The organism is Pseudomonas sp. NFACC24-1 (genome assembly GCF_900115235.1).
In the GTDB taxonomy this organism is placed as follows: Bacteria; Pseudomonadota; Gammaproteobacteria; order Pseudomonadales; family Pseudomonadaceae; genus Aquipseudomonas; species Aquipseudomonas fluorescens_AA.
The window spans coordinates 64,155-85,318 of the sequence record NZ_FOVS01000025.1 but is presented as its reverse complement, the minus strand read 5'-3'; the positions used below and the strand labels follow the sequence as shown (position 1 = coordinate 85,318).

Below are 21,164 nucleotides of genomic sequence, written 5' to 3'. Positions count from 1 at the left end.
GATGGCAATCGGTCAGTCGAGGATCAGGTGCGGCAGGAACCGGCTCGAATCCTTGGTGATCAGGCTGTTGTCTTCCCGCACGCCAATGCCGGCCGCCTGGTCGCCAATGACCCAGGAGCCGATCAGGGTGTAGCTGTCGTCAAACTTCGGCAGCGGCGCGAATTCCTGGAGGATGAACGGCGCGTCGGTGTACGGGCCGTCCTCTTTTACGATCAAGCCGTCAGCCGTCTGCAGCTCGATGTTGGCACCTTCCCGGGAAAAGAACGGCTTGCGCACCCAGCCCTTGGGCACGGCTTTGCTGGTATCGGTATCCAGGTGAGCCGCCAGCAGGTTCGGGTGGCCTTTGTTGAACTCCCACAGCAACGGCAGGATGCCTTTGTTGGAGATGATCGACTTCCAGGCCGGCTCGAAAAACTGCGTATCGCATTGGGCAATTGCCGCACCAAAGGGCTCGTGAAAGATGAACTCCCAGGCATGCAGCTTGAACAGGTGTGGAATCCAGCGCTCTTCCAGGTCGACGAAACGCCCGTCACTGTTGAGGCCGATGTCTTCGATATCGATGTGCCGCGACTCGATGCCGACTTTTTCCGCGATCAGACGCAGGTAGTCCGTGGTGCCTTTGTCTTCGATTGAGTCTTTCATCGAGGCGAAATAAAACGGCTGGGTGAGCTGCAACTGGGCGAAGGCCTGGTGCAGCTTGGTGTCGATGCTGTTGAACTGGTCGGCATGGGCCGGCAGCGTGCCGCGCTCGATGCATTGCTCCAACCAGCCCCACTGGAACGCCGCCGCTTCGTAGAGGCTGGTCGGCGTGTCGTAGTTGAGCTCCAACAGCTTGGCCGGGCCGCTGCCGTTGTAGGAGAAATCCATGCGCCCATACAGGTGCGGGTGGCCTTCAAGCCATGAAGTGCGCACCAGGTCGAAGAACGGCGCGGGAATGCTCAGGCGCTCCAGCAATTCTTCGCTCTGGACCACCCGGGCCACCAGGTCCATGCACATGTCATGGATCTCGGTGGTCGGGTCTTCCAGGTCGTCCTCGATCTGCTTGAGGGTGAACTGGTAGTACGCGCTTTCGTCCCAATAGGGTTCGTCGTCGATGGTGTGGAACAGAAAGCCGAGCTGCTCGGCGGTCTGCTTCCAGTCAGGACGCTCTGCGCAATGGATCTTCTTCATGGCGCTGGTTCCTCAACCGCCGGAGCTGCTCGAACCGCCCCAACCGCTGCGGGCGCTGGACTTGCTGCCGAAGCCACCGCGAGACGTGGACGAAGCGACCGACATCGCCTTGCTGGTCTTGATGGAGTCGGTGTAGCTGCCATACCGCGCCTGATTGGACTTGGTAAAGGTCGAGCCGCTGGAAACCCGCTGGCTCAGCGTCGAGGACCCGAAGTTGCCGCGGTCATCGCGGTAGCGGTAGACCGGCTCGGAGTAATAACTGCTGCGGTTGCCGCTCAACATGTTGCCGATCAACAGGCCGGTCAACAGGTTGCCAAAGCCTGATCCACCGACGTTCGCTTCCGAAGCCGGCAACTGGGCCCGGGCGGCATCGACCTCGGACTGCGTGACTTCGCCATCGGCGTTCAGCTCGAAACCACCCAGCTTGGGCAGGAACTTGCCGGCCGAGTCCTGCTGGCACCAATCGGGCACGAAGTCGGCATCGCAATCGGCCTTGCTATCGTATACCGGCGCGATGCGACGATGCTCACCCATGGCGGTCATGTAGGCGGTGGAGCAAATGTCCACCGGCAGCTTTTCATCGACACATTCCTGGACGGACTGGAAGTTGTACTTCTTCTGCAACTTGTAGGTTTTTTCCGCAGGCCCGCAACCGGAGATCGCCAGGGCGACCGACGCGGCCAGCGAAAGCTGGACATACTTGCTTCGTTTCATCGGGTTCTCCGTGGCGCAATCAGTTCGTGGACGGCGTCATGCACGCGGCGTTCAACAGGCCGACGCTGATGGCCACGGCGGCGATGTAGATACCGGCGGCGATTTCACCCTGCTTGATGCGCGCCGAAGCGCCCTTGAGCACCAGGCTGGTCACCAGGAACGCCAGCAACTGGACGACAGCGGCGATCACCGTCCAGACGACGAAATCCAGCATGCTGATCGAGTAGGCAATCACGTTGCTGGCCGGGATGGCGAAACCAATGAGGGCACCGCTCAGGGCGATCGCCGCCGCCACGTTGCCCGAGCGGATCAGTTCGAACTCTTTGTGCGGCGTGACATGGATGTAGATGAACTGGAACAGCGCGAACAGCACGGCGGCGCCGAGGATGTACAGGGCGAAGCCGAACACGGCGGCCTTGTTCAGGGAAATGGAGAGCGCTTCAAGCATGGACTTCTTCCTTATTCAAAGAGTGTTCAGGTCAGTGGTGTACAGCGAAATACCCAGCGAAGTGCTCAGGCTGACGGTGCCTTCGGCGTCCTCTTCGACGGAGAACAACAGGAACTCCCGGCGATCCGTCAGGCCGGTGTCGCGGGCGTACAGCATCGAACGGTGCTCGACGCTGTAGGACTCATCCGGATTGCTCACGCGCTCGCTCAATGTCACCAATTCTGTCTGGCCCGCCTCGGTGCCCCATTCGCGGCTGTACTCGACGCCGTCGTGGGTGTAGGTCGGCAGGCCGATCAGGCTTTCAGGGCCGGCCAGGCGACGCAACTCCGCTTCGCTGTTGATCGTGACGTAGCTGAGGTAGTTGAACAGGATCACCGACTCGACCTGCCCGGCGATGTCACCGCTGGTGTGCACTTGCAGCCAGTAGTCTTCGTCGTTCATGTAGCAGCGCGACAGCCAGTTCGACTGCCCGAGGTCGACGATGCCCAGGCTCCAGATCTGCTGGGAACCCGGGATGACCACGGTGCTGTTGCCGTCGAGCAGCAACTTGAGCGTGGCATCGAACATGACCTGCTTGCCGGAGGCCAGGCCCAACGGCCCGGTGACGGGGGCGCCATGGCTGGCTGTCGTCTTCGCGTTCGGAGCCTCGAGCCCCATCAACTGTTTAAACCACCCCATGGGAAATTTCCTTGAGTCGCGTGGAGGCGATGTAGAAGAGTTCTCCGCCCACAACGCGCGTGGTGCCGGGCGGGTTGATCGCTGGGTGGCGGGCGCCCTGGGCGCGGTAGCCGATCAGCGTAGCGTTATGCTGCTCTTTCATCCGGGTGTAGAGCTCGCCGAACGTCGCTTCAAACGCCTCGGGCAGTTTCATCAGGTACTGGGTGGCGCCTTCCCCCACACAGAGCAACTCATTGATGACCACTGACGAGCCCGGATCCTGGGAGGCCCGCACCAGCATTTCAATGGCCATGCTGGAGGTGCATTCCAGGCTTGGGGCATAGGCGCTGGCGAGGGCGGCGATTTCGCTGTCATTGAAGTGGGCGACCACATGCCCGGCAGGCCCCAGTTGATTGACCGCCAGCACGGTGGCCAGGGTCAGGTCGTCGGAATGGGTGCGCACCAGCACGCGTTCTGCACCCGGCACGCCAGCGCGCTGCAGCAGTGCGACGGAGGACAGGCTGTCGCCCTTGATGAATGACGCCTTGCCGGGCATAGGGTTTTCTTCGAGATCGCAATCGCAGATGACGATCAGGTTGTCATTGGAGGTTTCGTCCTGCAGCAGCAGGTCGATGACCCGTTCGCTGGAGGCGCCCTCCCAGCCGATGAGAACCGTGTGGCCGACCTTGCCGGTGAAATCGCCTTTGCCCTTCATGCCTTTTCTCCAAACATCGATGACGCTGCTGGTGGTTTTGCCGATGACCGTCGTCAACAGGGCAATGCCCCCGAGCATGATCCAGGTCGCCACGAAAATTCGCCCGGCGGATGTCTGTGGCAACAGATCGCCATAACCGACGGTGAGCGTGGTGGTGAGATAGAAGTAGATAAACGTGGCGGCGGTGATGAGGTGTTGCTCGCCCAGCAGCACCAGGCCGATCCAGGCCGTGGACAGGTGCACGCCCAACGCAATGGCCAGGCCGGCCCAGCCGAACCGATGGAAGAAGGACGATGCGTAGGTGCGCAACAAAAGGAAAATCGACATTTCGTCCCTGACTCCGTGGGGCTTCGTTCCTGGCGGGATCATCGCTCTGGCATGTGAATGCCGAACTTAGTGACCGGACAGCATTAAACCTGTTGCCGGGCTTGGATAAAAGTACTTCGGTGACAATAAACCCGGTGATTTCCAGGAAAGCAGAACTCAAGCACAAAACCCTGATGCCGAGCACAAACCTGTGGCGAGGGGATTTAGCGAAACGTCGCACCGCCCCGTTGGGCTGCGTAGCAGCCCCAAAGCAGCGAACACCATCCAACTGACACACTGAGGTGTCAGGTTCTAGGGCTGCTGCGCAGCCCAGTGGGGATAAATCCCCTCGCCACAAGGTATGTGCCTGGCTTGCCTTGGCTGGTCTTTACCAAGGCAAGGCCCAGCCCGTTACTCAGCCGATTTTTTCTTCAGGCGTTCCAGGATCGCATTGGCGCTGCCTTCGTTCGGCGTGATGCCGGCATCGCGCAGCTTGCGTTCCAGGTCGGAGCCGGTCGAAGCCTCGGCCAGTTCGTCCTGGGCCTGCAGTTCAGCGGCACGTTGCTGTTGCTTGGCCTGCAGGCGGTTGAGCGTACCGACGGCGGTTTCCAGCTTGCCATTGGCGCCACCGCTGGCGATCGAGGCACTGACCTGGGCCTTCTGCACGCTTTCGCGGGCCTTGGCCATGTCCACTTGCTGACGCAGGCTCTTGATGCGGCTTTCGGCCTTGGTGATGTCCTTGCGCATATTGTCCGCGTAGCCGCCGAATTCGGTCGCGTGCTTTTGCTCGGCGTCCAGTTCGTTGGTCAGGGTCGAAATGGCTTCGGCCACTTCCAGCGCCAGGTCTTCGCGGTTGGCCTGGATCGCGGCCAGGGCCTTGGCTTCCAGGTCCTTGATCTTGGCGTTGTATTCGCCGACGCGATCGGTCGCCAGCTTGTGCTTGGCCATGATGGTGACCAGCTCACGCTTGGCGTTGGCCAGCGCGCTGTCGGCATCGCGGATTTCCTGGTCGAGGATGCGCAGGGCCTGTTGGTCGACGATCGATTCACCGACTTCGCTGGCACCGCCACGCAGTGCGGTGAACAATTTGCTCCAGATGGACTGAGTCATTGGATAGTTCCTGTTCGGTGAATTAAATGAAGAAGCGTTCGAACGCTTCGCTGGCGCGCTGGACGTTGTCGACGAGGGTTTTCACCTCGGTCACGACGTTGGTCAGGCTGGAGTCGGAGCTCAGCGCGCCGAACATGTTGTAGACGACCTGTCCGTTGGGCATGGTCTCGATGCCGATGGACGACAGCGGGAACATTTCCCGGCTGCGCAACACGGCGTCGTTGAAGGCCGCCACGTCGCTGATCGACTCGACATCCACCAGGACGGTATCGACGATGATCTGGTCGCCCACGACTGCGATGTAGATCGGCAAGCCACCGAAGTCATTCATTTCCAGCTTGATGCTGGACTCGGAGCCTTGGACGAGGGAGAGGGTGATGTCGTTCGCGACCACTTCATCCAGGGCCTGAAGGGCGCTGTAGAGGCGATCGATGTTCCAGTTATTACCTGCGCTCATGTAATCCTCCGACATGAATGAGCCAGCCAGAATCGGTTGGCGTAGCTGTTTCTCCATTTGCTTGAGCAGGCTTCGGTTTTCGGGAAGCACCCAAGTCTCGTGTTTCACATACCCGGCGGCACTCAGGCCCGCGCGCATCTGCTTCATGTAGAAGCTCGACGGTTTTTTCGCGGAGGGCTTGGCGCGCTCTCCCGTGCGGCTCGCTGAATCGGTCACAGACCCGTCAGGCGGATCTGATGGAGCGCTGGTTGGCATGGTACTGACCCCACTGTGAAAAACTCACGCGTGAGAAACACTACAGGTAGTTTCAAAAGCCCACAATAGCTCACGCGTGAGATTTTTATTTGTCACAAATGGCTGATGAACCTTGTGGGAGCGAGCTTGCTCGCGATAGCGGTGTATCAGTTTGCAGAGAGGCTGGATTTACCGACGCCATCGCGAGCAAGCTCGGCTCCCACAGTTTTTTGAGCGTTCACAGATCGGGCATCCACCATCGATCCTCAGCTCCCACAGGGGGATCTCCACAGGCTGCAGCATCAGTTGTCGCTGCTGATGGCGGCTTACGGATAGCTGAAACTCTTGACCAACGTCAGCTCGCCCACCGCCCGCATCGGCACGACGAAGGTTTCCATCTTCTCGTTCGGCGTGCCTTCCTCCGTGATCACGGTGACTTGTGCGGTGGTCAGGGCTTGTTGCGCTTGCTCTTCGCCGTCCTCCTCACTGCGATAACCGCCGCCGTAGTAGTTCACGTACACCAGGTACTGGCCTTTGATCGGCGCGGGCATGGCGAAGATTTCCGGGCCGTAGCCGGTGGTGACGTCGACGTCGAGGGCGGCGCCGTTGGCGACGGCACGGTCGCCGTACCAGATATGCGCACCATCGGGGGTGACCAGGTGCAGGTCCAGGTCGGTGCCGTCGCTGTCCCAGGTCAGCAACACCCGCAGCTTGGCCGGCGTGGCGCCGCCGCTGGTGTTGAGAAATTGCGTGCGGTGGCGCTGTTGGCCATCGGCGCTGCGCACTTCCACGCTGTTGCTGCCGTTGGGGAACGAGAACGGCCGGTCGAAGCGCCCCTCCTCATCCAGCTTCAGCGGCAGGCTGACGCCGTTGACGATCAACTGGCCCGGCGCATTGCTGTCCTTGGGCGCGCCTTTGATCTGCCCGGTAATGCGGGCGGTGTTGGCCTGGCCTGGGGGCGTGTTGACCGACGAGGCCGGGTAGTTGACCGTCTGGCTGAAGCTTTCGCCTTCACCGCCCGGCGCCCCGCTGCGCCAGCCGCCAATGGGGCTGTCGAGCTTGATGGCGTCAGCGGCCATGGCCGGTGGCAACGCGGTCAGGGCGCAGAGCAACAGCAAGACCTGTGGATAACGGAGTGTCATGGTCTATTCCAGCAAGAGGTGACGGGCGAGCCCTTCGATATAGGTTTCGTCCTGGCCGTTGGGGTGAGCTTCGAAGGCCAGGTGCAGATATTCATGGGTCAGGTCGAGACGGTCTTGCAGCGACAGCACGCCGCGCACATAGATGCGCTGGCGCTCGCGGTCGACATAAGGCCGGCCAAAGGCAACGCGGCAGACGGCGAAAGTGCTGATTTCGTTGTAGCCCACTTCACCTTCCAGCCGCTCACGCCAGCCCCGGCGCTGCTTGAGCAGCCAGTCCTGGGCCGCGGGCAGCGCCTCGCAGGACGCCACCGGATTGTCCCAGCGGCTGAGGCTGGCACGCGGATAGGCGTGCAGCAGGATGGCGTCGTAGCGTTGGCCGGCGTTGGCTTGTTCTACGGCTTGCGCCCAGGACAGTTTGTCCGGGCCGGGCTGGTCGGAGTGGTAGGTGACGTCGGTACCGGCCAGGACCAGGTCGCTGGTCCAGGCGGCAATGGCACGGGTTTCAGGCGCCGCCGGACGTGGCGCGACGCGCTGGCGATGGCTGCTGTCGTCGATGCTCAAGCAATCACCGTTGCGTTGGGCGTTCTGCAGCAGATAGGTGCGGATCGCCACGGCCAGTGCCTTGGCGGCTTCGGCGGGCTCGGCCTTGGCTTCGCGCTGCAGGACCCGGGCGACGTATTCCTCCCGGTCCAGGCGCGCCACCAACTTGCCGGGCATCAGGAACAGCTCGCCATCACTGTGGATGTCCAATTGGTTGCCGTTGGTGAATTCGACGCGGTAGTCACCGCGCAATTGACCCGGCGCGGCAGGCCGGTCACCGGCCATCACCCGCTGCCAGGGATAGCGGGCGAACAGGCCGACTTCCACGCAACGCCCGGTTTCCGCCGGCCAGCGGGACGGCAATGCCGCCGCCAAACCTTCACCGTAAACCTTCAGGACCTGCTGGCTGGTGCCACGCCCCCCGGCCCACACCGGAGTGCCGTCGGCCAGCCAACCGGCGAAACCGCCTTGTCGGGAGGAAGGCCCCTGGTCACCCAGCCAGCTCCAGGTCTTGACCCGCAGGCGACTGCCCAACTCGCCGACCAGCCGCCCGTCCGCCGCGCCGAGCACCACATCCAGCAGCACCCGACGGGCCTGGTCCTGGGCCGGCAGCATGGCCAGGGCCTTGAGCAGTTCCGCGACCGACACCTGCGTCTGGGGCTGCAAGGCCGGCAGGTCCAACAACCAGGCCGGCGCCTGGCGGGCCTGCCAGTAATCGCGCCAGTTCGAGGCCGAAAGCCCAAGCCGCTGCGGCTCGAAGTACAAGCCACAGGACTTCACCAGCGCCTGATCGCGACCGATGCTCTGTCCGGCATTGCAGCAATAGACCTCTTCCTTCGACTCGCCGCGGCACTCATAGACCGGCTCGCGAGCGTCGGTGTCCACCAACCAGGCGTAGACAAACAGTTTCCACAGACTGCCCAGTGGCGCCTGCAAGGAAGCGGGCAGCGGCTGGCGATCCAGCACCTGGGCCTGGCTCACTCGCAGCAATTGACCGTCGAAGGCCAGGCGCAACGGCTCGTCCTGCGCCGTTGCCAGCGCAGGGATCAAGCACAACAACCACCCAGCCCACCGCCTGCGCATGTCAGTTGACCGTGACCTGACCAAGCGCCGGTTTCTGTTCACGAGCCTGATTCTGCGGCGCGTAGACCTGGGTGAAGCGCACTGGTGGCAAGGTGAACTGGCCTTTCTGGGAGAAGCGCACCAAGTGCCGCAGGCGCAGCTCGCCACTGAGGGCGTCCACCGGTACCGCGTACGCCATCTGGCCGGGCTCGAAGCGGGCCTTTTCCAGGGACGTCGGTTCGCTGTCGGCCTTGCCCATCAACTGGATGCCCCACGTGGTGCGCTCCACATCGGCGCCCGGCGGCAGCGGCACTTCGAGCATGCCGTAGCGCAGCGGCGTCGAGGCCTTGCTGTTGATGATCACTTCATCCAGGTAGAGGCTGTCGCTGGACAACGGTTTGTTGCCCACGGCTTCGAGCTTGAAGGTGAAGGCCTCGTCCCCTGGCACCAGGCGCGACAGGCGCCGGGTGATGGACACCGCCATTGGCGCTACTGGTGGTTGCTGGCTCTGGAAGCTCAGTGCCGCTTGCAATGGGCGCTCCTGGGCACCGGTCAGGGTCAGCGTCGTTGGAAGCTGCGCGCCCTGCCACTGCCAGTAGGTTTCACCGGTCGCGCCCTGCCTGGCGGCCCAGCCTTCGCCCGGTGCCAAGGCCACGGCCGGCGCTGCCTGTTCGATGCTGCGCTGCAACCAGGTCAGGGCCAGGGCCCGTTCCAGGGTGGACTGCTGTGGCAACACGCGCTCCAGCAGCGCGGTGGCGCGGGCCTGATCGAAGCTCTGCAACGACAGCACCAGGGCCTCGACGAACGGCTGGGAGCTGAGTTCCAGTTGCTGTTGAGCCGCATCGGCTTGACGGCTGAAGGCCGCCGGCAACGGCACCTTGGCCTGTTTCGCCAGGGACGCGGTCAGGACACGGGCACTGGCCAAGCCAAGGGCCGAATCCGGCGCGTACATGACCAGGCTGTCTTCGCCGCTGTCCAGCACGCTCTCGCTACTGTCTTCACTGGCCTTCGCCAGATCATCCATCAGGCCGCTGAGCAAGGTGTTCACCGGCAGTTGCATCTGCTTGGCGAACGACAGGATCAACGCCCGTTGCAGCAGCGGCGTATCACCGGCCTGCTTGGCGTAGACCTCCAGCACCCGCTGCCAGTGTTCCGGCGGCAGGCTCAGGGCCAGGGCCTGGCTGGCGTGCCAGTCGGCGTAATAGGCATAGGCGGTGAGGAAGGCATCCGGCTCACCGTCCTGGCCCCACCAGGTGAAGCTCGCCGACGGTCCGGCCATCTGCACCAGGCGCAAGCGGCTGTTTTGCATGATCAACCGCAAGCGGTCGCGGATCTGCGGGTTCGACGCCAGGGTCGGATAGGCGATGCTCAACGGCAGCAGACGGCTGGCGGTCTGCTCGACGCCTCCGTACGGGTAGCTCAGCAGGTCGTCCAGGGCCGAACGGAACAACGCTTGCGGGCTGTCATCCAGGCGCAGGCGAACATCGCTGGCGTCGGCCGGCAGGCTCAGCGGGGTGTCGGCGCCTGCCACGTCAACGCGCTGGCTCTGGGTGACTTGCCAGCCGTTACCAATGGCGTTCAAGTGCATGGCCAGGGCGTCCTGGGTTTCGCCGTTCAACTGCAACTGCACGCTCAAGTCGCCACTGCTCAGTTCCATGGCCGGCAGCGCCACGTAGTTGATGCCGTTTTTCAGCTCCGCCGCCACACGCTGTTCAGCACCGGCGTAACGAATCAGCAGTTCGGCCTTCAGTGGTTTTTCCGCTTGGCTGAACGCGAACAGGCCCAGTTGCGGCTTGTCGCCCGTGCGGAAACGGGTCGGGCCGCTCCACTTCAGGTACAGCGGTTTTTCCGAGGCGATGAACTGCTTCTTCTGCCCCACCTGGCCATCGTCAGCGATCGCCTTGGCCGTGATGCGCCAGCGGGTCAGGGAGTCCGGCATCTTGAAGGTGAAGCGCGCCTTGCCGTTGGCGTCGGTGACTAGCTCCGGTTGCCACGCGGCGGTGTCGACGTCTTCACGCCGCGGCCGCTCCAGCACCTTGACCCCACGTTCGCTGCGGTTGGCCTTGCCCGGCGCGCCGGGGCTGCCAGGCAGCGCCACGTCGTAGCTGATGAACGACAGGCTGGCACTGGTGCGCACGTTATTACGGCGCGGGTGATAGAAGAACTGGTCGATGGTCGGCGCGACTTCCGGTTGCAGGGCATAGACCATTTCGTCCACCACGCTGACCGTCAGGTGCGCCGGGATCGCCTTGCCGGCGAACTGGGTGCTCAGGTCCACGGTCACCGTGTCGCCGGGGCGGTAAGTCGCCTTGTCGGTGACGACGGCAACGTCGATCTGCGGCGTGACCACCTTGATGCCGGCGTTCTGGAAGCTGTACTGGCCGCCCTTGGTGTAGAGCACCGAGAAGGTCAGGTTCGGCGCGAAGGCGTCCTTCACCGGAATGCGCGCGCGGTATTGGGTGTCGCTGAGTTTTTCCATCTTCAGCCAGTCGCCGCCCTTGGACAGCAGCGCCGTGGCCTCGACCTTGTCCCGCTCCAGCGACAGCAACGCATCGCTGACCGGTTCCGGGAAGGTGATCAGCGCCAGCGCTTCGTCACCGGTCTTGTATTCAGGTTTGTCGAAGACGATCTCGACCGTGCCTGGCACGGCCTTGATACCTTCACCGGTCACCGCATGGGCGGCGGCGCCGATGACCCGGCCATGGTCGTCCTTGAGCGTCAGGTTGTAGGTGCCCGGGCGCTCGAAGGTCAGGCTGAAGCCCTTGTCCTTGGCCGCCAGCTTGCCTTCGCCGGTGCTCTGGTCTTCCAGGCGCACCCAAGCGTAGCTGCCGGGTGTCACGGCTTTGGCTTGCTCGTTGCCGCCTTCGTTGGCGTAGCTGAACGCCACTTTCTGGCCGACGGCGCTGAAGCGCTGGGGTGCGCTCAGGCGGAAATTCGCCGCGCCACGGTCGATGAGGATTTCCTTGGTGGTCTTGACCCGATACGCCGCGCCATCGCTGGCGAACACGGTGAGGGTGTAGCGGCTCGGCTTGTCGGCGGCGGGCAGGTCGAGGGTCGCGTTGCCCTTGGCGTCGGTGGTCACTTCGCTGCTGGTCAGTTCCACCGGGAATTGCCCCAGGTATTGCAGCTCGTTATCCACCATCGACAGTTGCTGGGCGCGCAGGCTCAGGCTCACCTTGGCATTCACCACGGGCTTGCCGTCCGGGTACAGCAACACGAGGTTGCCCTTGACCGGCTCGCCGGTCCGGTAATCCTGCTTGGCCAGGTTCAGGGCGATCTCGAAGTGCGGCTTGATGTATTCGGCCACGCGAAAGGCACTGCTGTAGAGCTGGTCCTTGTAGCTGAAGCGCAGTTCATAACCGCCGGCCACGGCGTTTTCCGGCAGTTGGAAACGGCCTTGGGTGCCGGCCTTGGAGTCCAGCTTCAGGGCCAGGGTTTGCAGCGCGGTGCCGGTGGCGTCCAGCACGCTGACATTCACGTCGGCGGCCGCCGGTTGCACCGAATCACGGGCATTCTTGAACTCACGGCCGACGATTTTCAGCGACACCCAGTCCCCCGGGCGGTACAGCGGCCGGTCGGTGAAGGCATAGAGCTTGGTGTCGTAGATTTCGCTGTCGTAATAGAAATTTTCCGAGACGAATACCCCGCCCTCCTCGTCTTCGCCAATGACGAACGAACGTTCCGGGCTGACGTGCTTGAGGCGCAGTAAACCGTCTTCATCGGTGGCACCGCTGCTCATCACGCCCAGGCCGTCGGTCCATAGCACATTGACCTTGGGCACCGAACGCCCTTCATGCTTGCGCGCGGCCCAGACCAGCAATTCGTCGCCGGCAATCTTGCTCACGGCCACGGTGTTGGAAACGAAGACCATGGTGGTCGCGCGGTATTTGCCGATCAGCGCTTCCACCAGGTACAGGCCCGGCTTCAACTGGCCCAGCGGCACATAGACGTTGCCCGGCGCGACGCTGACGAACTCACTGGACGAACCGGCCAGGTTGACCCCGGCTGGCGGCTGGATCGGCTTGGCCTGCCACAGAGGATAACGGAACTGGCTGACCACTGGCAAGCCCGGGATCAAGGCGAACTGTGTCGGCGCTTCATACGGCGTCGGCGCGACCAGGGCGTCGCCAATCTTCAATTCCGGCACTTCTTCGGTGACTTGCTGGCGGGACTCGTAGGAGAACGCCCGCTGCATCACCCGACGGGACTTGCGGTACCAGTTGTCCCACAGGTACGCGAGGGTGTTCGACAGGCCTTCGCCCTTGAACTGGCCGTCGCTGACCACGCGGTGCAGGTTCTTCTGGCGCTTGAGGAAATCCAGCGGCTTGTCGATGCGATAGACGCGAATGTCGGCGCCGCCGTAGGGCTCCATGCGGAACCGACGGTAGTCGCGGCCCGGCGCTTCGAGGCGAACCATGGCCTGTTCGTCGCTGGCGAAGCTGCTGTCGGCCAGCAGGAAGAAACTTTCACCGGCCACCGGCGTGTAGCCGCTGGGCTCCACCGTGTCTTCGGCATTCACGACAGGTGCCAGCAACAGGGCGAACAGCAGGGGCAATTTTGAACACAAGCGCAGCATGCGGGCACCGGTCATTGGGAGAGAAAGTTGAGTCGATAGACGCCGATGAAGTTGGGGTTGGCTGCGTCGGGTATCCATCGGGTGTCCTTCCAGTTCATGAGTTGTTGCAGGCTTGCGGAGCGCATGCCGTTGTCGGTAGGGGTTGTGGTGCCGGTGTGATAGGCGATGTAGCGGCCCATCCAGATCATCAGGTGCTGGTCGTCGCCCTGGTCGAAGAACATCAGGTCGCCGGGGCGGGCCTGGGCGACATCGCGGCCCACCAGGCGACTGTTGAACTGGATCAGCTTGATGGCGTTGACGTAGGGCCCGACCTTGCCGCCGCCCTGCTGCCATTGCTGGGCGAGGCGCCGTTGCGCATCGCTGAGCGGCAGTTCCGGCGGCAGGTAGCGATTGGACAGGCCATTGCTGCGCAGCCATTTTTCATCGTGGACCTTGAGCGCTTCGTTGGCGGCGAAACGCACCAGGCCGGCGCAATCCTGCTGATACCAGCGCGGGCTCGGGCCTCTGCTCAGCTGTTCCTGGGCAATGCGCACGAACCAGGCGCGAAAGACCTGGGATTGCTGCACATCCAGCGCCGGCGCCTCGACGGCAAGCGCCGGCCCGCCGAGCAGCAACGCCAGCAGCAACGTCAACGCGGGGTTGCGGATCAGTGCCGTCACAGCGCTTTCCATTCCAGCGGCAGCCACTGCCAGTGGCCATCCGGCTCGCTGCCTGCAGGCAAGGTCAGCGCGTACTTGCCATAGCCACCGAGGGTGCGCAGTTTCGGGATCAGGTAGGTTTGCGCGGCGTTGTAGAACACCGGCTCCATGTCCTGGGGCAAGCTGTCGAGGGTTTCACGCTGCATCAGTTGCGCCATGGAATCCGGGCCGAAGTAGACCGGCATCAGCAGGTCCTTGGGCACGACGTCGGCCATGGGCGGGAAGCGTTTGTCGAGGGTGCCGAGGGCCTTGTCCACGAGTTTGTCATCGAGGGAGAACAGCAAGGTCGAACCGTGGCGTGCCAGGCTGACCCGCAGGAACGCCTTGCCGGTAATCGCCTCGGGCTGCTCCGCTTCCTTGGCCAGGTAAGGGCCGAAATTGGAGCTGACCTGACGCAGCCACTGGTGTGTCGAGCCTTGTTGTTTCTCGACGACCGGGAAGGCATGTTCGGCGACATTGTTTTCGTAGGCGCCGACCATCGAACCGAACAGGTTGCCCAGGTCGGCATCGAGCTTGCCATCGTCTTCATTCAGGCTCGCCACCAACAGCGGCGTGTACAGGCGCGAATCGGCGTACCAGCACAGGCCTGCGGCGCCGGCCACATGATCGACCATGGCCTGGGCGGCTTTTTCGTCGGCGCCGAGTTTGACCAGCAACGGTTTCTGTTGCTCGGCGGCCAGGGGCAAGGCTACGCAGGCGCTGGCGCCCATGGGCATGGCTTGCCAGATCGGCTTGAAGTCGAAGTCCGGCTGGTTTTCCAGCTCGTCCATGGCCAGGAAGCTGTGCCAGCCCTTGTCGTCCATGTCGAAACGCAAACCGGCAAAGTTCGGGATGAAACGCTGGTAGCCCATGGCGAGCACGCTGGCGTTGACCGAGATGCGTTGCTTGACCTCCGGCGCCTTGGGCGGCAGGCCGAAGGCTTCGGGGAACAGTTTGTCGCCGTTGAGCAAGGCGGCCAGGGCGGTGGTCGAAACACTGCCCGGTTCAACCGCGGAGCCGCTGGCCGGGTCGTACAGCTTGGTCGGGTTGGACAGCACCACCAGCTTGTCGCCATGGGAGGCGAAGAGCAGGGATTTGCTGGCGTTGTAGCTGAGCTGGTAGAGCGCAACGTCGTCACCGCCGACCTTCAGGTCGCTGAGCTTGCTCAGTTGCGCGTCATCCAGTGCGACCTTCGCCAACGGCTCCAGCACCTTCGCCAGGCCACCGCGATCCATCACCAACAGGAAATCCTTGAGGCGACCGTCCGCACCGCGCCACAACGCGACGTCGGCTGGCTGGTCGAAAAGCTCTTCGATCAGGCTGTCCTGCAGCTTGAGGTCATGCTCGTAGATGATCCGGCGCAGGCTGCCGATCAGCCCGAGGCGGTCAGCGTGGGCTTCGTAATAGAAGACGAAGTCCTCGGTGAGCGTGGCCTTGAGGAACGGCACCGCCAACAGGTCCTTGGGCAACTGGCTCAGGGAGTGCGCCTCGAGCAAGCCGTCGGGGCGGCTCAGGCCGAGTTTTTCCAACGCCAACTCCATGGGCGGCGCCTTGGGCTTGGTCATGAACCAGCCCAACCCGGCGGCCACACCTGCTACCAGGCACAGCCCGATCAGTATCGCCGGCCAGCGGCGCACAGGTTTGGCGACAGGGGTCGGCGTGGTCGGGGAAGCAGTGTTGTCGCTCATATTCACAAGGGCCTGTTCATCCGTGGAGCGGATACTTAGTAGTTGAAAGTCTTGACCAGCAACAGATCGCCAATGGCGCGCAGGGGCACGACAAAGGTCTCGCGTTTTTCATCGACGGTGTTTTCGTTGAGCACCAGGTTGATCTGCGAGGTGATCACCTCGTTCTGGTTGCTGGCCTCATCAAAGTTGTAGCCGCCGTTGCCGTAGTTGCCCCAATAGTTCACGTAGACCAGGTAGGTGCCGTGCATCGGCGCGGTCATGGTGAACATTTCAGGGCCGGGGCCATCGACGCCATCCGGGTCGAGGCCGCCGCCGTTGGTCAGCGCCGGTCGACCGAAGAACGCATGCTGGCCGTCGGGCGTCACGATGTGCAGGTCCAGTTCGGCCTTGGGATCGTCCCAGCCCAGCACCACACGGATCTGCGCCGGGGTGCGCAGGTTGTTGGCTTCATAGAATTGCACGCGCTTGAGGGAGCGGCCTTCGGAGCTGCGCACCTCGACGCTGTTGGAACCGGCGCCGAACGCATACGGCCGGGCGAAACGCCCCTCGTCGTCGGTATAGAGATTCAGTGGATTGCCGTTGACCGCCAGGCTATGGGGCTGGCGAGCCGTGCCCATGTCCTTTATCCGGCCCTCGATCATCGTGCGGTTGCGCTGCACGCCTCGGTCGATGGGCGGGGTGGGATAGGCGACCTGGGGGTTTTCCGTGCGATCGAGCAGGCCACTGTAGCGCCAGCCCCCGACCGGCTCCGACAGCTCGGCCGAAGGCTCGGCCCACGCCAACGGCGCACCGAGCAACACGATCAATAAAGAAAGAAAACGCACGTATGCCTCCTGCCATGCACAACGCAACCCGGCGCCCTTCCTCGGCGCTGCTTGTCATTATTCGGGTTTCGTCTGGAGGCCCCGTTACAAGGGGCCGTAGATGGCGCGAAGAGTAGCTATTCGGCGGATTTTCCACAATCGGGGAACGCGCGATTCTGTGTGGGAAATCACGTACTGAGAGGTGAATGAGCCGAATAATAGTCTTATTCGGCTCACGAAATGAGCCGAATAAGACTATTATTCGGCTCATTCATCTTTGGACAGGCGCATGGCACCCCATTGGATCTGGCAACAGCCCGACTGGCCCGGCTTCCGCTGGCAAGCTGAAGCATTGGCACCGCTGCTTCGCGAATGTGTGCAGACCCAAGGCCAGTTGCTCGGCATGACGGGCGCGATCACGGCTTCGCTCAGTGCCCAGAGCGAACTGGATGCCTTGCTGCAAAACATCGTGACCTCTTCGGCTATCGAAGGAGAGCAATTGAATGTCGGCTCGGTGCGCTCGTCCCTGGCTCGCCGCCTCGGCCTGGAACAAGGCGACGACACGCCGGTCAGCCAACGCAGCGAAGGCTTGGCGAACCTCTTGCTGGACGCGACCCGGCATTTCAACCAGCCCCTGACTGTCGAACGCTTGCTGGAATGGCATGAGTGGTTGTTCCCTGATCAAACCAGCGACTTTGCCCACCGACAGATCCGCATAGGTACGCTGCGCGGTGACGAACCGATGCAAGTAGTCTCAGGCAGGTTGGACCGCCCCACCGTTCACTTCGAGGCGCCTCCTCGCCAGGGTCTTGAGCAGCAATTGCAAACGTTCATCGACTGGTTCGAGACCAGTCGTCATCAGGCCGACCTCGATCCGTTGTTGCGGGCTGGCATCGCTCATTTCTGGTTCGTCACCCTGCATCCATTCGACGATGGCAATGGCCGCCTGACCCGCACCCTGACCGACCTGGCACTGGCCCAGGGCGAGGCCCAGGCAATCCGTTTCTACGCCATGTCCGTGAGCATCCTCGACGACCGCGCCGGTTATTACCGGATCCTGGAGAACAGCCAGAAGGCCACACTGGATATCACCGCCTGGCTGACCTGGTTTCTGCAGACGTTGCTGCGCAGCCTCCAGCAGGCGATGAAGCAGATCGACAGCGTGTTTTGCAAAGCGAGATTCTGGCAAGTTCATCGCAATAGCGCGCTTACGCCTGAGCAGATCAAGGTACTCAACCGAATGCTCGATGGCGGTGAAAAAGGCTTCGAGGGCGGAATCAGCGCAGCCCAATACCAAGCGGTGGCGAAGGTTTCCAAGGCGACGGCGACCCGCCATCTCGCCGAACTGCTGGAGAAAGGCTGCCTGGAACGAATGCCTGGCGGTGGACGCAGTACCCGGTATCGGGTCAGTTATCCAGACACATAAGATCACCTGTGGCGAGGGGATTTATCCCCGTTGGGTTGCGAAGCAGCCCCAATAAAGCTTGAAGAAAGTTCGCCTGAAGCATCGAGGCAGATGAGCGAGGGGGTCGCTTCGCAACCCAGCGGGGATAAATCCCCTCGCCACAGGTCCATCATGCCCCGTCCAAGCGGTTCTGCCTTCCTAGCCGATATAAGGCCAGCCCGCCTGCCCTGATTTGCCCCAAAACCCCATGTCTGCTAGTGTCGCGCCGGTTTAACAGTCAACCGGAATAGCCGCCATGGCCCGCAAAAAAGCTGCACTGGATTTCGAACAATCTCTGGCCGACCTGCAAACGCTGGTGGAACGGCTGGAGAACGGCGAATTGTCGCTGGAAGACTCGCTGACCGCCTTCGAGCAGGGTATCGGCTTGACTCGCGACTGCCAGGCGGCGCTGGCCCAGGCCGAGCAGAAGGTGCAATTGCTGCTCGAGCGCGACGGTGAGCTGACCGAAGAGCCTTTCGACGCGGAACAACCTGAATGATCGGTGCCTATCAGGCCAGCAGCCAGGCCCGGGTCAATGCTGCACTGGATACGTTGTTCAGCGCCCCGAGCCCGGAACTGGCGCGCCTGTACGAAGCCATGCGCTACAGCGTGATGAACGGCGGCAAGCGTGTGCGGCCGCTGTTGGCCTATGCCGCGTGCGAAGCCTTGGGCGGCCAGGCCGAACAGGCCAATGGCGCGGCCTGCGCGGTGGAGCTGATCCACGCGTATTCGCTGGTGCACGACGACTTGCCGGCCATGGACGATGATGACCTGCGCCGCGGCCAGCCGACCACCCACAAGCAATTCGACGAAGCCTGCGCGATCCTGGCCGGCGACGGCTTGCAGAGCCTGGCGTTCAGCGCCCTGCTGGACCCGGCCCTGAGCGACTGCCCGGCGCAGATTCGCCTGGACATGGTCAGCGCCTTGGCGCTGGCGGCGGGCCCCGCAGGAATGGTCGGCGGCCAGGCCATCGACTTGGGTTCGGTGGGCCTGAAGCTGGACCAGAGCGCCCTGGAATACATGCACCGGCACAAGACCGGCGCGCTGATCGAGGCCAGCGTCCAGCTCGGTGCCCTGGCCAGCGGCCGGGCCATCCCCGAGCAGTTGCAAGCCTTGCAGACCTACGCCCGGGCCATTGGCCTGGCGTTCCAGGTGCAGGACGACATCCTCGACGTTGAAAGCGATACCCAGACCCTCGGCAAACGCCAGGGCGCCGATATCGCCCGGGACAAGCCGACCTACCCGGCCCTGCTCGGCCTCGACGCGGCCAAGGTCTACGCCCTGGAGTTGCGCGACCAGGCCTTGGCCGCGCTGCGACCCTTTGACGCGGCGGCCGAGCCGTTGCGCGACTTGGCGCGCTATATCGTCGAACGACGCAGCTGATACAGGGTCAACCCATTCATAAGTGCGTATCGGCCAAGTTCCGGCCTACGCGTGGGCAGCTTGCGATGCATAAGGTAAACTGCCGCCTCTTTCTATACCTATAACGATTCGCCTGATGCCCACGACGTTTCAAGAGATTCCCCGCAAGCGCCCGACCACGCCCCTGCTGGACCGCGCCAACACGCCGGACGGCCTGCGTCGCCTGGGTGAAGCCGAGCTGGAAACCCTGGCCGATGAGTTGCGCCTGGAACTGCTCTATACAGTCGGCCAGACCGGTGGGCACTTCGGTGCCGGCCTGGGCGTCATCGAGCTGACGATCGCGCTGCATTACGTGTTCGACACCCCGGACGACCGGCTGGTGTGGGACGTCGGGCACCAGGCCTATCCGCACAAGATCCTGACCGGCCGTCGCGAGCGCATGGGCACGCTGCGCCAGAAGGACGGCATCGCCGCCTTCCCGCGCCGTTCCGAGAGCGAATACGACACCTTTGGCGTCGGCCATTCCAGCACGTCCATCAGCGCCGCCCTGGGCATGGCGATTGCCGCCCGCCTGCAAAACAGCGAGCGCAAGGCCATTGCCGTGATCGGCGACGGCGCACTGACCGCGGGCATGGCTTTCGAGGCGCTGAACCATGCGCCGGAAGTCAACGCCAACATGCTGGTGATCCTCAACGACAACGACATGTCGATCTCGCGCAATGTCGGCGGGTTGTCCAACTACCTGGCGAAGATCCTCTCCAGCCGCACCTACGCCAGCATGCGCGAAGGCAGCAAGAAGGTCTTGTCGCGCCTGCCCGGTGCCTGGGAAATCGCCCGCCGCACCGAAGAATACGCCAAGGGCATGCTGGTGCCCGGCACGCTGTTCGAAGAACTGGGCTGGAACTACATCGGCCCCATCGACGGCCACGACCTGCCCACCCTGATCGCCACCCTGCGCAACATGCGCGACCTCAAGGGCCCGCAGTTCCTGCACGTGGTCACCAAGAAAGGCAAAGGCTTCGCCCCGGCGGAAGTCGACCCGATCGGCTACCACGCCATCACCAAGCTCGAACCCCTGGACGCCCCGGCCGCCGCGCCGAAAAAAGCCAGTGGACCGAAGTACTCCAGCGTTTTCGGCCAATGGCTGTGCGACATGGCCGCCGCCGATCCACGCCTGGTGGGCATCACCCCGGCGATGAAGGAAGGCTCGGACCTGGTGGCGTTCAGCGAACGCTACCCACAGCGCTATTTCGACGTGGCGATTGCCGAGCAGCACGCCGTGACCCTCGCCGCCGGCATGGCCTGCGAAGGCGCCAAGCCGGTGGTGGCGATCTATTCGACCTTCCTGCAACGGGCCTACGACCAGTTGATTCATGACGTCGCGGTGCAGAACCTCGACGTGCTGTTCGCCATCGACCGTGCCGGCCTGGTGGGCGAAGACGGCCCGACCCACGCCGGCAGCTTCGACCTGTCGTTCCTGCGCTGCATCCCCGGCATGCTGGTGATGACCCCGAGCGATGAAAACGAGCTGCGCAAGATGCTCACCACCGGCCACCTGTTCGATGGCCCGGCGGCGGTGCGCTACCCTCGTGGCACCGGCCCGAACGCGACCCTCTCGACCGACCTCGAACCCATCGAGATCGGCAAGGGCGTGATTCGTCGCCAGGGCAAGCAAACCGCCCTGCTGGTGTTCGGCGTGCAACTGGCCGAGGCCTTGAAAGTCGCCGAGACCTTGGACGCTACCGTGGTGGACATGCGTTTCGTCAAACCCCTGGATGAAGCCCTGGTGCGCGAAATGGCCGGCAGCCATGACCTGCTGGTGACCATCGAGGAAAACGCCATCATGGGCGGTGCCGGCGCGGCGGTCAGCGAGTTCCTGGCCCGGGAGAACATCCTCAAGTCGGTGCTGCACCTGGGCCTGCCGGACAGCTACGTCGAACACGCCAAGCCGGCGCAGATGCTCGCCGAATGCGGGCTGGACGAGGCGGGGATCGAAGCGGCGGTGCGCCAGCGGTTGCAGCTGTTGGGCCTGTAACTTTCAAACAATACAGAACCCTGT

The 21,164-nt window shown here is 63.1% G+C and carries 17 protein-coding genes; 4 read left to right on the top strand and 13 right to left on the bottom strand.

Annotated features, from left to right (window positions below):
* Nucleotides 1-12: 12 nt before the first annotated feature.
* From BM317_RS21675 to BM317_RS21615, 13 genes are all read right to left on the bottom strand, one after another.
* Nucleotides 13-1,170: a glutathionylspermidine synthase family protein gene (locus BM317_RS21675; RefSeq protein ID WP_092172849.1), complete on the bottom strand. Its 1,158-nt coding sequence runs from the start codon at nucleotides 1,168-1,170 to the stop codon at nucleotides 13-15.
* A 12-nt stretch (nucleotides 1,171-1,182) separates the two neighbouring features.
* The gene (locus BM317_RS21670; protein WP_092172846.1) at nucleotides 1,183-1,884 is read right to left on the bottom strand and encodes a DUF1190 domain-containing protein; all 702 of its coding nucleotides are present in this window, start codon (nucleotides 1,882-1,884) and stop codon (nucleotides 1,183-1,185) included.
* Between the two features lie 19 nt (nucleotides 1,885-1,903).
* A complete protein-coding gene (locus tag BM317_RS21665) occupies nucleotides 1,904-2,332 on the bottom strand; it encodes a DUF350 domain-containing protein (RefSeq protein WP_060740436.1) in 429 nt (142 codons plus the stop codon).
* Between the two features lie 15 nt (nucleotides 2,333-2,347).
* Nucleotides 2,348-3,010, bottom strand: coding sequence for a DUF2491 family protein (locus BM317_RS21660; protein WP_092476146.1), 663 nt, complete (start codon nucleotides 3,008-3,010; stop codon nucleotides 2,348-2,350).
* Nucleotides 2,997-4,031, bottom strand: a complete 1,035-nt coding sequence (locus BM317_RS21655; RefSeq protein ID WP_092172840.1) for an ion channel — start codon at nucleotides 4,029-4,031, stop codon at nucleotides 2,997-2,999. The genes BM317_RS21660 and BM317_RS21655 overlap by 14 nt, the downstream gene beginning before the upstream one ends.
* Nucleotides 4,032-4,421: 390 nt before the next feature.
* Entirely contained in the window at nucleotides 4,422-5,120 is a 699-nt protein-coding gene (locus BM317_RS21650; protein ID WP_003205987.1) for a PspA/IM30 family protein, read from the bottom strand.
* Between the two features lie 22 nt (nucleotides 5,121-5,142).
* Nucleotides 5,143-5,724 (bottom strand): YjfI family protein, encoded by a 582-nt coding sequence (locus BM317_RS21645; protein WP_003205989.1) that lies wholly within the window; start codon nucleotides 5,722-5,724, stop codon nucleotides 5,143-5,145.
* Nucleotides 5,725-6,137: 413 nt separating this feature from the next.
* Complete coding sequence (locus tag BM317_RS21640) at nucleotides 6,138-6,953, bottom strand: YfaP family protein (RefSeq protein WP_092476143.1); 816 nt, start codon at nucleotides 6,951-6,953, stop codon at nucleotides 6,138-6,140.
* Between the two features lie 3 nt (nucleotides 6,954-6,956).
* Nucleotides 6,957-8,576 (bottom strand): DUF2300 domain-containing protein, encoded by a 1,620-nt coding sequence (locus BM317_RS21635; protein WP_092476140.1) that lies wholly within the window; start codon nucleotides 8,574-8,576, stop codon nucleotides 6,957-6,959.
* Nucleotide 8,577: 1 nt separating this feature from the next.
* The gene (locus BM317_RS21630) at nucleotides 8,578-13,146 is read right to left on the bottom strand and encodes an alpha-2-macroglobulin family protein (protein ID WP_092476138.1); all 4,569 of its coding nucleotides are present in this window, start codon (nucleotides 13,144-13,146) and stop codon (nucleotides 8,578-8,580) included.
* Nucleotides 13,143-13,802 (bottom strand): DUF1175 domain-containing protein, encoded by a 660-nt coding sequence (locus BM317_RS21625; RefSeq protein ID WP_060740429.1) that lies wholly within the window; start codon nucleotides 13,800-13,802, stop codon nucleotides 13,143-13,145. Before BM317_RS21625 ends, BM317_RS21630 begins: the two co-directional genes overlap by 4 nt.
* Entirely contained in the window at nucleotides 13,787-15,496 is a 1,710-nt protein-coding gene (locus BM317_RS21620) for a DUF2138 domain-containing protein (protein ID WP_060740428.1), read from the bottom strand. Before BM317_RS21620 ends, BM317_RS21625 begins: the two co-directional genes overlap by 16 nt.
* A 35-nt stretch (nucleotides 15,497-15,531) precedes the next feature.
* The gene (locus BM317_RS21615; RefSeq protein WP_092172822.1) at nucleotides 15,532-16,320 is read right to left on the bottom strand and encodes a YfaP family protein; all 789 of its coding nucleotides are present in this window, start codon (nucleotides 16,318-16,320) and stop codon (nucleotides 15,532-15,534) included.
* Between the two features lie 268 nt (nucleotides 16,321-16,588).
* Between BM317_RS21615 and BM317_RS21610 the strand changes: the two genes are divergently transcribed.
* The 4 genes from BM317_RS21610 to dxs all read left to right on the top strand — a co-directional run bounded on the left by BM317_RS21610 (nucleotide 16,589) and on the right by dxs (nucleotide 21,140).
* The gene (locus BM317_RS21610) at nucleotides 16,589-17,725 is read left to right on the top strand and encodes a Fic family protein (RefSeq protein WP_092476135.1); all 1,137 of its coding nucleotides are present in this window, start codon (nucleotides 16,589-16,591) and stop codon (nucleotides 17,723-17,725) included.
* Nucleotides 17,726-17,999: 274 nt separating this feature from the next.
* Nucleotides 18,000-18,242: an exodeoxyribonuclease VII small subunit gene (locus tag BM317_RS21605; RefSeq protein ID WP_003185917.1), complete on the top strand. Its 243-nt coding sequence runs from the start codon at nucleotides 18,000-18,002 to the stop codon at nucleotides 18,240-18,242.
* A complete protein-coding gene (locus BM317_RS21600) occupies nucleotides 18,239-19,126 on the top strand; it encodes a polyprenyl synthetase family protein (protein ID WP_092476133.1) in 888 nt (295 codons plus the stop codon). Before BM317_RS21605 ends, BM317_RS21600 begins: the two co-directional genes overlap by 4 nt.
* A 115-nt stretch (nucleotides 19,127-19,241) precedes the next feature.
* The gene (gene dxs, locus BM317_RS21595; RefSeq protein ID WP_092476130.1) at nucleotides 19,242-21,140 is read left to right on the top strand and encodes a 1-deoxy-D-xylulose-5-phosphate synthase; all 1,899 of its coding nucleotides are present in this window, start codon (nucleotides 19,242-19,244) and stop codon (nucleotides 21,138-21,140) included.
* Nucleotides 21,141-21,164: the final 24 nt, after the last annotated feature.

What these genes read in the sequence shown, in the direction of transcription:
- BM317_RS21675 (WP_092172849.1), bottom strand. Translation starts at nt 1,170, where the DNA reads ATGAAGAAGATCCATTGCGCAGAGCGTCCTGACTGGAAGCAGACCGCC.
- BM317_RS21670 (WP_092172846.1), bottom strand. Translation starts at nt 1,884, where the DNA reads ATGAAACGAAGCAAGTATGTCCAGCTTTCGCTGGCCGCGTCGGTCGCC.
- BM317_RS21665 (WP_060740436.1), bottom strand. Translation starts at nt 2,332, where the DNA reads ATGCTTGAAGCGCTCTCCATTTCCCTGAACAAGGCCGCCGTGTTCGGC.
- BM317_RS21660 (WP_092476146.1), bottom strand. Translation starts at nt 3,010, where the DNA reads ATGGGGTGGTTTAAACAGTTGATGGGGCTCGAGGCTCCGAACGCGAAG.
- BM317_RS21655 (WP_092172840.1), bottom strand. Translation starts at nt 4,031, where the DNA reads ATGTCGATTTTCCTTTTGTTGCGCACCTACGCATCGTCCTTCTTCCAT.
- BM317_RS21650 (WP_003205987.1), bottom strand. Translation starts at nt 5,120, where the DNA reads ATGACTCAGTCCATCTGGAGCAAATTGTTCACCGCACTGCGTGGCGGT.
- BM317_RS21645 (WP_003205989.1), bottom strand. Translation starts at nt 5,724, where the DNA reads ATGAAGCAGATGCGCGCGGGCCTGAGTGCCGCCGGGTATGTGAAACAC.
- BM317_RS21640 (WP_092476143.1), bottom strand. Translation starts at nt 6,953, where the DNA reads ATGACACTCCGTTATCCACAGGTCTTGCTGTTGCTCTGCGCCCTGACC.
- BM317_RS21635 (WP_092476140.1), bottom strand. Translation starts at nt 8,576, where the DNA reads ATGCGCAGGCGGTGGGCTGGGTGGTTGTTGTGCTTGATCCCTGCGCTG.
- BM317_RS21630 (WP_092476138.1), bottom strand. Translation starts at nt 13,146, where the DNA reads ATGACCGGTGCCCGCATGCTGCGCTTGTGTTCAAAATTGCCCCTGCTG.
- BM317_RS21625 (WP_060740429.1), bottom strand. Translation starts at nt 13,802, where the DNA reads ATGGAAAGCGCTGTGACGGCACTGATCCGCAACCCCGCGTTGACGTTG.
- BM317_RS21620 (WP_060740428.1), bottom strand. Translation starts at nt 15,496, where the DNA reads ATGAGCGACAACACTGCTTCCCCGACCACGCCGACCCCTGTCGCCAAA.
- BM317_RS21610 (WP_092476135.1), top strand. Translation starts at nt 16,589, where the DNA reads ATGGCACCCCATTGGATCTGGCAACAGCCCGACTGGCCCGGCTTCCGC.
- BM317_RS21605 (WP_003185917.1), top strand. Translation starts at nt 18,000, where the DNA reads ATGGCCCGCAAAAAAGCTGCACTGGATTTCGAACAATCTCTGGCCGAC.
- BM317_RS21600 (WP_092476133.1), top strand. Translation starts at nt 18,239, where the DNA reads ATGATCGGTGCCTATCAGGCCAGCAGCCAGGCCCGGGTCAATGCTGCA.
- dxs (WP_092476130.1), top strand. Translation starts at nt 19,242, where the DNA reads ATGCCCACGACGTTTCAAGAGATTCCCCGCAAGCGCCCGACCACGCCC.